Source organism: Aedoeadaptatus ivorii, from assembly GCF_030815095.1.
GTDB classification, from domain to species: Bacteria; Bacillota; Clostridia; order Tissierellales; family Peptoniphilaceae; genus Aedoeadaptatus; species Aedoeadaptatus ivorii.
In genome coordinates, this window is record NZ_JAUSWF010000001.1 from 324,859 (window position 1) to 338,417 (window position 13,559).

Consider the following 13,559-nt stretch of genomic DNA (forward strand, 5'->3'; position numbering starts at 1 on the left):
ATGGTGCGGGAAAGAGGACTTGAACCCCCACGTCATGGACACTAGATCCTAAGTCTAGCGCGTCTGCCAATTCCGCCATTCCCGCCTGCTCGTAAAAACGAGGCTTAAATTCGCAAACGCGAATTATGGGGTGGATAGTGGGGATCGAACCCACGATCTCCAGGACCACAATCTGGCGCCTTAACCTGCTAGGCCATACCCACCGCAAAATTGACGATGGCTATATATTAACATCATTTTAAATCTGTGTCAAATCTTTTCTCCAATCTCCGATAAAGATTTTTTCAACGCATCCAAGGCGCGTCTTCTGTGGCTGCAGGCATTTTTTTCATCTGCCTGCATTTCGGCAAAGGTACGATCGCTCCCTTCGGGAATAAAGAGGGCGTCGTAGCCGAAGCCGTCTTCTCCGCGCTCGCGCTCGGCGATTGTGCCATACACCGTCCCCTCGACGGTATAGATGGTACCGTCTTTTTTCTTTACGGCGATTACGGTCGTAAAATGTGCGTCGCGGCACTGAGCGTCCTCCATCGCCCGAAGGAGTTTGGCGCGATTTTTTGCATCATCGCCGTCTGCGCCGCTATATCGACTCGAATATACGCCCGGCGCGCCGTCCAACGCATCGACAAATAGACCCGTGTCGTCGCCGATGACCACCTCTCCCTCCAGGGGCTCCACTTTTTTTATGGCATTTGCTTCTAAACTATCCCCGTCTTCTACGACATATACGTCGCCGAAGCCCGCCTCGGTTTTGGATACAATCTCCGCAACGGAACCCAGCATCTCTCTGATTTCCTGGAGTTTATGGCGATTGTCTGTGGACACGATAATTTTCATGGTCTCTCCTCGTCTTCCATAAAAAAGAGGAAGGCCTCCGCCTTCCCCTATAGGTATTTTCTGTCGTAGCTTTCTATTCCCTTGGTAATCCCTCTGGCGAGTTTGTCGAGATAAGAATCCTGTTTGATTTTGCTCATTTCAGAGGGGTTGGACATAAATCCGCCTTCGATCAGCGCAGCGGTCATCTCGGTCTTTCTGAGCACCGCGAGGTCGGGACGATTCTTAATGCCCCGACTGTGCGCGCCGGTCTCGGACAAGACGGCATTCAATACCTCTCTGGCGAGACGCGTTTGGTCTCCATCGTCCTTCTTGGCAGCCACATCGTCTTCCGAAGCGTAGAGGACTTCGATGCCGTATGCCTTACTGCTTCCTGCGGAATTAAAGTGGATGCTCATAAATATATCCGCATTTGCGTCATTTGCCATATTCGCCCGGTCGTAGAGCTTGATAAACTCGTCGCGGGTACGCGTCATAATGACATTATAGCCTTTCTGGCGCAAAAGGGCTTCTACCTTTTTAGAAAGTCGCATATTCAGTGCTTTTTCCGTGGTGCCGTCTACGCCGACCGCGCCGCTGTCGCTGCCGCCGTGACCGGGGTCTAAGACGACCGTAACTTTTCCGTTACCGCCTTTTCCCGGTACTGCATTGGGCACAGCCGTATCGACCGGCGGTGCCGTAGGCTCCGTCGCATCGGGCTGCGGCAAGGGCTCGGGCTCAGGTGCAGGTGCGGGCGCCGGTTCCGGTGCCGGCGCCTGTACGGCCCCGTTGGAAATGCCGGCGAGTCTTTTTCCCTGATCCCATTGCACGTCGAATCCTAGAGATTCCGAAAGAAAACGCAGGGGCACCATGGTCTTGCAGGCGCCGCCTTTTTGTACGTATTCCACCAAACGCGGAACGGAGTTTTTATCCAAATTTGTCTTCTGTCCGTTTACATATACGACAGAACTGTTGATTTTCAGTTTTACGTCTTTGTCTTGCATGCGAATGGTCGCAGATTTGGAATTCTGGTCCCACTCCACATTGGCGCCCATCAACTCGGTGAGTTCGCGAATGGGCACGAACGTCCGGTTTACATCTACATAAGGTTCAAAGGAACAGTACAGATTAAACCCGTTGACTTCTACACTTGCCGTCGTCACTTGGCGCTTTTGGCCGTTGGACTTTATCAGAATTTTTGTGCCCATGGCATTTGCCGCGTTGGTGAATCCGAACAGGAGCACCATCACCACTACCAGGCTTGTGAAAAATCGTTTCAAGAGAACCTCCTCGTATGTAACACTTTGTCACTACAATTATGAGTTTGATTCTCCGAATTGTCAATCTTTCCTAGGATTTGTAACTTTATTGTAATTCTGCGAGGGCACTATATAGAGCATCGGCGCCCGGCGGATCGATGGGGGTACGATCGCCTTGATCCGTATAGACAATGCCTTCCTCGTCGGTAATCACGCCGATCTGTGTAAAGGGAATGCCGCGCTGTAAGAGTTCGTCGTGCATGGGCTCGAAATCGTCTGGGTTCATAATGACAATCATGGAGCCGGAGGAGATAAGCCGATAAATATTAATATCGGTCGATTCTTCGATCGCCCGCGTCGCCGGATGTACGGGGATCTTGGATTTTTGGATTTCCATGCCCTTACCCACGGCGACCGCACTTTCCCAGAGGGCGCCCTCTACGCCGCCTTCGGTGATATCGTGCATATATCCGATGCGAAAGTGGGCGGCGACTTCGCCTTCGGTCTGTACGCTGAGGTCGTCTACGAGTTCCGCCCCCCGCCGGATCAAGTCGGATCCCAAAATATGTAAGGCATCGGCGCGGTCGTGACAGAGTATTGCCGTGCCTTCAAGCCCGGCATATTTGCTCATGCACACGAGGTCGCCCGCCTCGATCCGATCCGGCTCGGGGAGATCTTCTTCCCGCACCCTGCCGATCACGGTAGAGATCATAATGGGTTGATTCACCGTATCAGTGATCTCCGTATGGCCGCCGATAATGTCCATATGCACTTCGTCGCAGGCGCTTCTCGCATCGTTCATGATTTTTTCGATGTCGCTGTCCTTGGTACCCAGCGGCAACAAGAGGGTCAAAAGCACGCCCACCGCGTCGGCGGATTTTGTGGAAACGTCGTTGACGCTGACGTGGATCGCGAGTTTTCCCAAATTTTCTACCGCACCGGTGATGGGATCGCTGCTCAATACCGCGAGATCCCCGCCCAAATCCAACACCGCCGTGTCTTCTCCCACTGACGAGCCGACGAGGACTTCTTCCCGTTTTTCTTCGATCTTAGAGAGGACCAGATTCTCGAGTTCCGCATTGGGGAGTTTCCCCGGTTCCGAATAAATTTTCATACTTCACACTTCCTATATTTCTTCCATATCTTCTACTACGGACACATCGCCTTGTGCGTTTAAGGCTTCATTCTGCATACCGCTCGCCGATTCTTCTCCTGAGGACGCCTCCGGCAAAACCATCAGCCGAAAATAAACCACATCTCCGACGCTAGCCGAAGGTTCTTTTGTCACTTTTCCGTCGAGATCCTGCTCCAATGTTTGTATCCACGGATCGATCAGCGTTTCGTCTTTGGTTTCGCCGGTGATCTCGATGGTTCCGTCACGAAATTCGACGCCGGTTAGAATGACGTCTGCGGGCACCGATGCCTGAATAGTCTTGATCTGATTGCCCACATCGGCGGGCGTAGATGCGGCATTCGGCATCTGCTCGGCAACCATCTGCTCTTCCTGCCTGCGATCGCTCTGGGCCGAAAGCGCGCGGTTCTCTTCTTTTAGCTTTTCCCCGTATAGGAAGGTACCCAAGAGAATGCAGAATGCCAAGGCGACGGCAACCAGTGGGAGAATATATTTTTTGCTGGCGGCGGTATGTTTTTCCTTCCCTTGAAAGCGCATCAAGAGTTCCTTATGCGCAAGCCCCGCTGCGATTAAGTCGCCTAGCGGCAGCTGACGATACCGCCCTTCTTCCATGATAGCGCCGTAGATGCCGCTTTCTACCAAACTGCCGGTGACCAGCTCTACTTTGGAAGGAGAAAACCCGTTGCTCATGCGCTCGAGCAAGGCGAGGTTCCCGTAAAAAGCCGCCTCGGTCTGTTGGCAAAAACGTTCCCGGTCGATCTCCGAAACCCGTTCTTCATAATTGTCCCGCAGAACGCGCGCCATTTCCGAAAACTCCAGTCCCTCATTCGTAAGCAGAGAAACCATCGCCTCATTTTGTTCCGTACGAGCGTAGTATCGATTTTCGTTGACATAATGAAAGCCCAAATGCCCGATGGCAATCGAGTACATGCGTCCCCCACCCAGATGGTGGCAAAAATCCAGAGACAGCACACTCAAAGGCACGATCCCTTCAAAGGTCATATCACATCGTTTTGCCAGATCCCGATAGGCTTCGGTGATCGCTTTCGGCAAGATCGCTACCAATAAGTGGTGCACGCCTTCTGCTTCAATATAGTCTGTATAATCCAAATCGTATTCGTCCGGTTCCTGAACGAATAAATTCTCCCGCTCGTTTTCGATCAAAGACTCCACTTCTTCTGTCGACATCGACGGGATGTTTAGGGAGCGTACCACCGCCTGCGCGGTATTGACGATAAACAGACAGCGGTCTTTTTGGATGCCTCGTTCCTCGAGGGCACGCTTTAGAATATATTGAAGCTGCGATGCGTCTTGAATGCGGCCGTCTTCGATGACGTGGACGGGAATGTCAACGGGTTCGAGTTCACCCGAGGGCGCATCGTCCTCCCAACGGCCGATATAGGCCGTACGGTCCTCGATATAGAGTACCGTCAGGTTTTTATTAAATAGTTTCATAGCTTCCTCCTTAGAATATTATAACCCTCCCGGAAGAAATTTCTATGAAAAGCCGCCATTCCGAAGAAAAGTCTATACGATCCATAATCGCATTATAATAAATCCCGCGAGCAAAAAGGGATACATCGCCACCGCCTCTTTTCGGCTTTTGCCCTGAAAAAGCAGCATCACGCCGTAGACCGCCGCCATAGAAAAGGATACCGTAAAGAATAAAAAGGCGAGATACACCCCGGGCAATAGGAGCGCCAAGGCCGCGGCGTAGTACGCATCGCCGTCGCCGACGCCTGCGGGAAACAAAAGTGTGAGCAGGCGAAATAACAAAAATATCGCAAGACCGCTCAAGGGGTATATTTCCCTTGCAAGGATTGCAAAAATGACGAGACTTCCGATTCCAAAAAAAAGATCCAATGTGTATACGGCGCGGTATTCGGCGTCCTCTTGCGCCAAATACAAAAAATATACCGCCACCCCACCGCCTAAAAATCCCGTAGCGCCTATGCTGTAATGGGCTACGGCCGCAGAAAACAATACACCTGCCGCTATTTCTCCCACGAAATGGCGTAGCGGTATTCGGTAGCCGCAATCGCAACGCCCGAGGCGCAGCAGATACCCGAAAACGGGCACCAGAAAATACGGCGGAATCGCCCGGTGACATTTGTCACATCGACTGCGGGTAGATATCCAGTCGATCCCCGCCTCTCTGCGCTCGGCAAACAATGCGAGAAAGGAATATAGGGAAGCGCCCAAAAGAAAAATCGCCGTTTGAAGAAGGATCTGCACGACTCTACTTTTCCGTATCCTCTATGAGTTTGTCGCCTTCGACTTTGACCTTGCCCGGCTTCACTACGATTTTTCCATCATTTACGGTGACGGAAAATTCTTCGGCTTTTAATTCTTTTGCCGGTTTGGGCAACTTTTGATCTTCTAAATACGGTATCAATTTGTCCGCGCGGATCTCTTTGTCCTCCGGGTGATCGGTCGCATAGAGGATCGCCGCATTTTTGATCACGCGGACATTCGCATTGTGCGTAGATGCCTGGGCGCTCAGATTCGACTTTTGATACCGGGGAATGGCGATCGCAATCAGAAGTGCGAGGATAGCGATGACGATAATCAACTCGATCAAGGTAAATGCCTGTTTCTTTTTCATGGTTTCCCTCCTAAAAACTATTGACCATATCGAACATGGGTACGGCGACGGCAAAGACTATAAATCCGACGATGCACGCCATCATCAATATTATTGCGGGCTCTATGTAAACGGCAAATCTCCGCATGCGGTATTCTTGCCGGCTCTCTTCCATTAAAATAAGGACATGCAACATCTCCGATAGTTTCGAGGACGCTTCCCCGATGGCGACAAATTCGGATACCTCCGCCGGAAAGAGCGACGCCTCTTTCATGGCCGCAGACAATCTCTTCCCGGCGGTCAACTGCCTCGAAATTTCGGAAAGGCGGTCCCGTATATATACATCGACGGTGCTTTCTTCGGCATTTTTAAGAATCGACAATACGTCCACGCCGCTATCCGCCTGCATCTTCATACTGCGCAAAAATCGCAGTATAAAGGGTTTTTGTGTAAAAATGACACACGGCGGAAAGTGGTAGAGCCATTTTCGAAATAGGAGTTTGGTTTTTTCGGCGGAAGCAAAAAGGAGAACGCCCAAACACAATAGAGCCATTGCCGCAATATAATAGCTTCCGTAGGACGCCATATGTTCGCTGATGCCCAACAAAAGGCGGGTTGCGGGCGGTAATACGGCGTTTTGGGATTGAAAGACTTCCAAAAATACGGGCAAGATGGCGGATAAGACGATGCGCAGGACGAAAATTGCCGTGACCAAGAGCACAGCCGGATACGCGAGGGCATTCAAGAGCCTTTTTTGCATTTCGCTCTCCTTATGAAAATACGCGCCCAACTCGCGATACACCATGGAAAGCGTACCCGCCGTCTCTCCACTGCGGATCATGCCCGGTACAAAAGCGGGAAATCCGCCCGCTTCGGCAAAAGCGGCGGAAAGCATCGCGCCCTGTTGCAGACGCTCATAGATCGCCTGTAATTTTTCTTTCTTTCGGCCGCGGGACTGATTCGCCATCAATCCAAATACCGCCCCTACATCCATGCCGCCTTCGGTCATATAGGAAAGTTTCAGAAAAAATACTGACAAATCTTCGGCCGAAAACTTTCGATTTGCGAGCAAATCTCGCTTCCAGATCGATTGCGTCTTCAATGTGACGATGCGGAAACCTCGGTCTCTGAGCCGTTGTTCCGCCGCCGATGGATTTTCTGCCTCGATCTTTCCATCGAGCAATACCATATCCTCGTCGTATACCTTATATTCAAAAATCATACCGGCTCCTAAAGGGTCATCGTGGTGCGATACGCTTCTTCTATGTCGATTGTGCCATTTTGGATTTTTCTTCGTAGCGCTTCTTTCAGAGAAAGCATGCCCCGTTCTATGGCATAGGCGCGAATTTCGTCGATATCGGCATCCGCGGCGATGCGGCGCCGCATCCCATCATCCACGGTCAAAATTTCAAAAACCGCTTCTCTGCCGGCGTATCCGTTTCGACAACGCTCGCAACCGACGGCGCGATAGTGGATGCCGTCGACTTGAAAAAACGCATCTTTTCGATCGTCTTCGGTCTTGCAATAAGGACAAAGGGTCCGCACCAAGCGCTGAGAGAGGATGCCGATCACGCCGGCGGAAATCATATACGCGGGAATCCCCATATCTCGAAGGCGTAACACCGCGGCGGGCGAATCGGTGGTATGCAAGGTCGAAAAGATCAAGTGTCCGGTAATGGAGGCGCGCAGAGCGATTTCCGCCGTTTCCCTTGAGCGAATTTCTCCCACCATAATCACTTCCGGATCCTGCCTTAGGATCGATTCCAAGCCCGATGTAAAGGTGACATCGGCTTTTTCGTTGACCTGCATCTGATTGATTCCTTCGATCGCGTATTCGACGGGGTCTTCTATGGTGACGATATTTCGATCCGGCTGATTGAGCCGCTGTATGAAGGTATACAGCGTAGATGTCTTTCCGCAGCCCGTCGGCCCGCACAAAAGAATCAACCCCTGCGGCTGGCGCAAAAGCGCATCCGTCGTGCGCAGGTTTTCGCCCTCGAGACCGATTCCCACGGGTGTGTAGTCCATCCCTTCGGGATCCAAAATGCGCAGCACCAATTTTTCCCTGCCGCCGACGGGTATGGCGGAGACGCGCACATCGATTTTTCTGCCGTCCCGCTCAAACGAAAATCTCCCGTCCTGCGGTCTCCTCCGCTCGCCGATATCCATGGCAGCGAGAATCTTTAGGCGGGTCGCGAAACCGGAGTACAGCGCATCCGGATACGTTCCGTACACAAAAAGAGTGCCCTCCCGACGCATGCGAACCCGCCAATTCTCTTTTTGGGGTTCGACATGCACGTCGGAACAGCACTCTTTTACGGCATCGTCCAGAATGGCATTGGTCATCGATACGGCATCGTCGTTTTGCCGTCGTCCGCCCGATTCGGGCGTTTTGGAAGACATATCGGAAATTTTCTCGAGTATAACCTTTCGACGAATCACAAAAGAGAGGTCGTCGCGAAGCTCGGGAGAAGGCTCCTTTGCTTCGAAAACGAACCCGTCTTCGCGTTCACCGATGAAATTTACCCGAAATCTCTTGCAGATCGCATCGAGATCACGCTTCGTTTCCATCCTTTCCCTCCCAGACACTGTAATCACAGTCCTTATTGTGACATAGGATTCGAGTCCCTTTTCGGGTCTCCTTTTTGGTTAAAATATCGCCGCATTTGGGACATTTTTTGTCGATGGGACGATCCCACGATACGAAGTCGCACGCCGGGTATTGGTCGCAACCGTAGAACTTTCTACCCTTTTTACTGCGTTTGACTACGACTTCGCCGTCCTCGCATTGGGGACAGGTCACGCCAATTTTTTCTACCAACGCCTTGGTGTTTCTACATTCCGGAAAACCGGGACAGGCGAGAAATTTCCCGTATCGGCCCATCTTAATGACCATATTGCGACCGCACTTCTCGCACACAATGTCGGTGGGCTCGTCGCGGATTTCGACTTTTTCGATCTCCTTATCCGCCACTTCCAGATACTTCGCCAACTGCTTATAGACTGCATCTACTGCCTCTTGCCATGCCATATCTCCTTCGGCCACAGCATCCAAGCTGTGTTCCATATCCGCGGTAAAGTCTTCGTCGACAAAGCGCGGAAAGTATTCCGTCAGAAGATCGTTGACCGTCTCTCCCAACTCCGTCGGCACGAATTTCTTCTCTTCCATCACCACATAGTAACGAGACATCAAGGTATTGATGATCGGGGCATAGGTACTGGGTCTGCCGATCCCCAGCTCCTCTAAGAGCTTGATCAGGGATGCCTCGTTGTAGCGCGCCGGAGGTTGGGTGAAGTGTTGTTCGGGGAGAATGTCGGCGACTTTTAGCTTCTCGCCTACTTCCAAGGCGGGGATTTCCTTGTCCTTTTGCTCTTTTGCAGGCAGTACGCGGAGAAAGCCGTCGAAGACCAAAGTCGAGCCGCTCAGGCGGAATACCTCGCGATTGCTCAGAAGTTCCACCTTCTGCGTGTCGTATTTTGCCGCGGTCATTTGCGATGCGACAAAGCGCGACCAGATCAAATTATACAGGCGAAATTCGTCGCGACTCAAACTGTCTTTTACGGAAAGCGGCGTGCGCTCCACATTTGCCGGGCGTATACACTCGTGCGCATCCTGGGTATTGTCCTTTTTCTTCGACCAAGAGTACGGACGGGAATATTTTTCGCCGTAGTTTTCGAGGATATGCTTTTTCGCCTGATCCACCGCCTGGGCGGAAATGCGCGTCGAGTCCGTACGCATATAGGTAATCAGACCCACCGAACCCTCTCCGGAAATGGTGATCCCCTCGTAGAGGCGCTGCGCCACTTGCATGGACTTGCGGGTCGAAAAATTCAGGCGCTTGTTTGCCTCCTGCTGCATCGTAGAAGTGGTAAAGGGCGCCGAAGTGGAACGCTTACGGGATCCCTTCTTGACATCGCGCACCGTGAAATGTTCTTTGTCCATGCGCGCGAGAATGGCATCGGCTTCCTCGCGATTGGCGATCGAAACCGATTCCGCCGTATCCCCTTTCAATACGCCGAAATATTTCGCTTCGAGCGTCCGCCTGCTTTTTTTCAATTTGGCGAGAATGCTCCAGTACTCTTCCGGTACGAAGGCGTCGATTTCGCTTTCTCGATCGCAAATGATTTTTAAGACCACCGACTGCACCCTGCCCGCGCTCAGGCCGGATTTGACCTTTTTCCACAATAACGGACTAATCTTGTAGCCCACCAGGCGGTCCAAAATGCGGCGCGCCTGCTGGGAATCGACCAATTCCATATTGATGGGCCGCGGATTTTTGATGCCGTTTTTCACTGCATCTTTTGTGATCTCGTTAAAGGTAATCCGCACATCGCCCTCGGGATTCATGTCGAGAATGTGGGTCAAGTGCCAGCTGATGGCCTCCCCTTCCCTGTCCGGGTCCGTCGCCAGCAGGACTTTATTGGCCTGCTTTGCTTCTTTTTTTAACTCTTTGATAATCGGGCCTTTACCCCGAATGTTGATGTATTTAGGCGCATAATTGTCTTCCACGTCGATGCCCAGTTTCGACTTCGGCAAATCGCGGATATGCCCCACAGAAGCGACGACTTTGTAATGACTCCCCGCCATCTTCCGAATCGTCTTCGCCTTGGTGGGCGACTCCACGATAATCAAATTTCTAGCCACGCTATCCCTCTATCCTTCTGTCTCTATTCGATGATCTCTATAGAATCTCCGTCTGCACCGGAGATATAGTTCTTTAATTCCAACATTGTCAAAAGCGTCAAAACTTCGGCGATTTCGAGACTCGTCTTCTCGGAAAGCGCCTCGGCGTTTTGATAGCCGTTTTTTATACTATCATATATTTCTTTTTCTTCCAAAGTCAGATCTTCTCTCTGCGGTGTGGCGAGGGGCCGCACGCCTTGATACACCGCCGACTCCAAAATATTTTTCGGGTCTAATACGATCTGTGCCCCGTCTCGAATCAGGGCGTTGGTCCCCTTGCTGTATACCGAGTCCAAATTTCCACAGATCGAGAACACTTCTTTTCCCATCTCCCCGGCGAGGCGCGCGGTAATCAAGGACCCGCTCCGCTCTTTGGCTTCCACCACCAATACGCCGTCTGCCAAAGCGGCGATAATGCGGTTGCGCTCGGGAAAGCGAAAGGGCTTGGGTGTCGTAAAGGGCGGGTATTCGCTGAGCACCAATCCGCCTTTTAATATCCGCTCGTAGGTATGCCGGTTGCTTGCAGGATAACAGGCGCCGATGCCGTTTCCGAGCACCGCGATCGTCTTTCCGTCTACATCCAACGCGGCGGTATGGGCGATTTTATCTATACCCAATGCCAAGCCGCTTACGATGCATACGCCGGCCTCGGCGATGGAGCGAACGAACTTTTCGCACATCCGCTGTCCGTAGTCGGTGTGCTTCCGCGCCCCCACCACCGAGAGCGACACATTCTCCAAAAGATGCAAATCCCCCAGGGCATACAGTACCACCGGCGGCCTCTCCGTAAGCGCCAAGGCCTCGGGATAAAAATCATCGCCGATGACGAGGATATGTACGCATTGCCGTTCGATCAACGAGAATGCACGCGACAAATCTCGTTTCATCCATTTGTCGACCTTGTCTCTAAGACGCGGCGGAATATGTGAAATTGCAGTCCAGCTGCCCCGCGACAAAAATCGCTCGAATTCTTCCGTGTTCCCGATAAGCGTCAACAATTCATCGCAGCGCGCGCCGGCGACGGACAGACGAATCAGCGCTTCGCGCACTTCGGATGCGATCATGGCGACCAATATTTTCCCTCCACGGTTTTATAGCGAACGGCCTCCAAAATATCGGACTCACAAATTTCGTCGTGGTCCGCCAAATCGGCGATGGTACGCGCCACTTTCAAGATCTTGTGAATGGAGCGTCCGCTGAATTTGTACTTGTGATAAGCGGCATCTAAAATCTTTTGACACGAAGGACGCAGTGCGCAGTGTTTTTCGACATCGCGATCGTGAATATGCGCATTGGAAAGAATCGGACCGTCCTCAAAACGTTTTCTTTGCCGCGCCCGCGCCGCCTCCACGCGACTTCGAATGACGCGGGACGATTCGCCAGTGTCCTTTTCGCGCATCTCCTCGAGGGTGACGGGCCGCACCTCTACGTGAATGTCGATTCGATCCAAAAGCGGATGCGAAATCTTCTCGAGATAACCGCGGATCTGATTGGTGCTGCAATTGCATTCGTGATTGGGATCGCGGTAATAGCCGCAAGGACAAGGGTTCATGGCGGCGATCAATTGAAAGCGCGCCGGATACGACAAACTCGCCGTCGCTCGGGCGATATGTATGGTGCCGTCTTCGAGCGGCTGGCGCAGGACCTCCAAAACCTTCGACTGAAACTCGGGGATCTCGTCGAGAAACAACACGCCGCGATGGGCGAGCGAAATCTCGCCGGGTTTCGGTACCCGTCCGCCGCCGATGAGCGATACCCCGGAAGCAGTATGGTGCGGTGCGCGAAACGGCCTTTTCGTAATCAATTTGTTCTCGTGCAATGTGCCGGCGACGGAGTGAATCTTTGTGACCTCCACCGCTTCTTCGAAATCCATCCGCGGTAAGATGCCGGCAAAGCGCTTGGCGCTCATGCTCTTTCCGCTCCCCGGCGGCCCGATCATCAGCAGATTGTGCCCGCCTGCTGCCGCGATCTCGAGCGCCCGCTTCAGTTGACTTTGGCCCTTAATATCGGCAAAGTCCAAATCGTATTCGGTATCGTCTTCCATGGGATTTTCGCGATAGGCCGGCTGCACATCCGATTCTCCCTGAAGGAGCGCCACCACTTCTTCTAAGGAGGGCATCGGATAAATATCGACGTCTTGTACGACGGCGCATTCGTGTTCGTTTTCCGCCGGTACGACAAATTTTCGATACCCCAAACTGCGCATAGAGATCACCATGGGAAGCGCACCGCGTACCGGAGATAAGGCGCCGTTCAGTTGCAGCTCTCCCAAGAATACGTATTCGCTTAAGTCTTCGCAATCGATCATGCCGAGTGCGGCTAGCATCGCGATCGCAATGGCGAGGTCCATTTGCGAACCGTCCTTTCTCCGATTGGCCGGCGACAGATTGATCGCAATGCGGCCCGGCGGATAGGGATAGCCGGAATTCTTAATCGCGCTGCGAACCCGCTCGCCGGATTCGCGAATCTGTGCATCGGGCAGCCCCACCATCAACAATTTCGGCAACCCCCGACTCAGGTCACACTCCGCCTCTACCAAAAACCCCTCCAGCCCCTCCAGGCTACAGGTGTTGACCCTCCCATACATTTCAATCCTCCAAATCGTTGCCGTCGAATGCGCCTTCCAAGTGGTACAGTTTCGGCGGTTGCATCAGATAGACTTCGATAATGTCGAATCGAATGTTTCGATCCCACATGCCGTAACGCGAAATATAGTATTCCGCCGTCGTATAAATCTGCCTTCTCTTTCGCGCATCCACCGCCTCCAGCGGTCGTCCGTAGCGCAAAGATTGTCTGGATTTTACCTCGGTAAAGACGAGGAAATCCTTATATGTACTGATGATATCGATTTCTCCTCTGGCAAAGCGGAAATTGTTCTCTAAAATTCGGTGTCCCTTGTCTCGAAGAAATTTCGTCGCAATCGCCTCTCCCCGATCCCCCGCGTTCATAGCCACCTCCCGTCTCGTCTACTATACCCCGACGGAGATTTTTATACCTTGAATTGTCAAGTCAAGTGCAACTCCACTGAATGGTAAACCTCATAAGGCGTTTTCCAGTTTAAGCATTTACGTGGCCGGCGATTGATCTCTT

12 protein-coding genes and 2 tRNA genes are annotated in these 13,559 nt (G+C 52.3%); all 14 read right to left on the bottom strand.

Annotation, left to right across the window (positions count from 1 at the left end; all coding sequences use genetic code 11):
* Position 1 precedes the first annotated feature (1 nt).
* A tRNA-Leu gene (locus tag QO008_RS01665) sits at positions 2 to 85 on the bottom strand.
* A gap of 41 nt (positions 86 to 126) precedes the next feature.
* Positions 127 to 203 (bottom strand) — tRNA-His (locus tag QO008_RS01670).
* Between the two features lie 46 nt (positions 204 to 249).
* Entirely contained in the window at positions 250 to 834 is a 585-nt protein-coding gene (gene rdgB / locus QO008_RS01675; RefSeq protein WP_307383729.1) for an RdgB/HAM1 family non-canonical purine NTP pyrophosphatase, read from the bottom strand.
* A gap of 47 nt (positions 835 to 881) precedes the next feature.
* On the bottom strand, positions 882 to 2,090 hold the full coding sequence (locus tag QO008_RS01680; RefSeq protein ID WP_307383733.1) for an N-acetylmuramoyl-L-alanine amidase: 1,209 nt from the start codon (positions 2,088 to 2,090) through the stop codon (positions 882 to 884).
* Positions 2,091 to 2,175: 85 nt separating this feature from the next.
* The gene (locus QO008_RS01685) at positions 2,176 to 3,183 is read right to left on the bottom strand and encodes an AIR synthase related protein (protein ID WP_126465481.1); all 1,008 of its coding nucleotides are present in this window, start codon (positions 3,181 to 3,183) and stop codon (positions 2,176 to 2,178) included.
* Between the two features lie 12 nt (positions 3,184 to 3,195).
* On the bottom strand, positions 3,196 to 4,656 hold the full coding sequence (locus QO008_RS01690) for a type IV pilus biogenesis protein PilM (RefSeq protein ID WP_126465482.1): 1,461 nt from the start codon (positions 4,654 to 4,656) through the stop codon (positions 3,196 to 3,198).
* A gap of 72 nt (positions 4,657 to 4,728) precedes the next feature.
* The gene (locus tag QO008_RS01695) at positions 4,729 to 5,436 is read right to left on the bottom strand and encodes a prepilin peptidase (RefSeq protein WP_164715219.1); all 708 of its coding nucleotides are present in this window, start codon (positions 5,434 to 5,436) and stop codon (positions 4,729 to 4,731) included.
* Between the two features lie 4 nt (positions 5,437 to 5,440).
* Complete coding sequence (locus QO008_RS01700; RefSeq protein ID WP_307383739.1) at positions 5,441 to 5,806, bottom strand: prepilin-type N-terminal cleavage/methylation domain-containing protein; 366 nt, start codon at positions 5,804 to 5,806, stop codon at positions 5,441 to 5,443.
* Between the two features lie 10 nt (positions 5,807 to 5,816).
* A complete protein-coding gene (locus QO008_RS01705) occupies positions 5,817 to 7,007 on the bottom strand; it encodes a type II secretion system F family protein (RefSeq protein WP_307383741.1) in 1,191 nt (396 codons plus the stop codon).
* 8 nt (positions 7,008 to 7,015) lie between these two features.
* The gene (locus QO008_RS01710) at positions 7,016 to 8,356 is read right to left on the bottom strand and encodes a GspE/PulE family protein (protein WP_307383745.1); all 1,341 of its coding nucleotides are present in this window, start codon (positions 8,354 to 8,356) and stop codon (positions 7,016 to 7,018) included.
* Positions 8,340 to 10,430 (bottom strand): type I DNA topoisomerase, encoded by a 2,091-nt coding sequence (topA, locus tag QO008_RS01715; protein WP_307383747.1) that lies wholly within the window; start codon positions 10,428 to 10,430, stop codon positions 8,340 to 8,342. Before topA ends, QO008_RS01710 begins: the two co-directional genes overlap by 17 nt.
* A gap of 23 nt (positions 10,431 to 10,453) precedes the next feature.
* A complete protein-coding gene (gene dprA, locus QO008_RS01720; protein WP_307383765.1) occupies positions 10,454 to 11,533 on the bottom strand; it encodes a DNA-processing protein DprA in 1,080 nt (359 codons plus the stop codon).
* Positions 11,530 to 13,056, bottom strand: a complete 1,527-nt coding sequence (locus QO008_RS01725) for a YifB family Mg chelatase-like AAA ATPase (protein ID WP_307383749.1) — start codon at positions 13,054 to 13,056, stop codon at positions 11,530 to 11,532. The genes dprA and QO008_RS01725 overlap by 4 nt, the downstream gene beginning before the upstream one ends.
* Position 13,057: 1 nt before the next feature.
* Positions 13,058 to 13,417: a YraN family protein gene (locus tag QO008_RS01730; protein WP_126465490.1), complete on the bottom strand. Its 360-nt coding sequence runs from the start codon at positions 13,415 to 13,417 to the stop codon at positions 13,058 to 13,060.
* Between the last annotated feature and the right edge of the window lie 142 nt (positions 13,418 to 13,559).

What these genes read in the sequence shown, in the direction of transcription:
- QO008_RS01690 (WP_126465482.1), bottom strand. Translation starts at nt 4,656, where the DNA reads ATGAAACTATTTAATAAAAACCTGACGGTACTCTATATCGAGGACCGT.
- QO008_RS01730 (WP_126465490.1), bottom strand. Translation starts at nt 13,417, where the DNA reads ATGAACGCGGGGGATCGGGGAGAGGCGATTGCGACGAAATTTCTTCGA.
- QO008_RS01705 (WP_307383741.1), bottom strand. Translation starts at nt 7,007, where the DNA reads ATGATTTTTGAATATAAGGTATACGACGAGGATATGGTATTGCTCGAT.
- QO008_RS01710 (WP_307383745.1), bottom strand. Translation starts at nt 8,356, where the DNA reads ATGGAAACGAAGCGTGATCTCGATGCGATCTGCAAGAGATTTCGGGTA.
- rdgB (WP_307383729.1), bottom strand. Translation starts at nt 834, where the DNA reads ATGAAAATTATCGTGTCCACAGACAATCGCCATAAACTCCAGGAAATC.
- QO008_RS01685 (WP_126465481.1), bottom strand. Translation starts at nt 3,183, where the DNA reads ATGAAAATTTATTCGGAACCGGGGAAACTCCCCAATGCGGAACTCGAG.
- QO008_RS01725 (WP_307383749.1), bottom strand. Translation starts at nt 13,056, where the DNA reads ATGTATGGGAGGGTCAACACCTGTAGCCTGGAGGGGCTGGAGGGGTTT.
- QO008_RS01700 (WP_307383739.1), bottom strand. Translation starts at nt 5,806, where the DNA reads ATGAAAAAGAAACAGGCATTTACCTTGATCGAGTTGATTATCGTCATC.
- dprA (WP_307383765.1), bottom strand. Translation starts at nt 11,533, where the DNA reads ATGATCGCATCCGAAGTGCGCGAAGCGCTGATTCGTCTGTCCGTCGCC.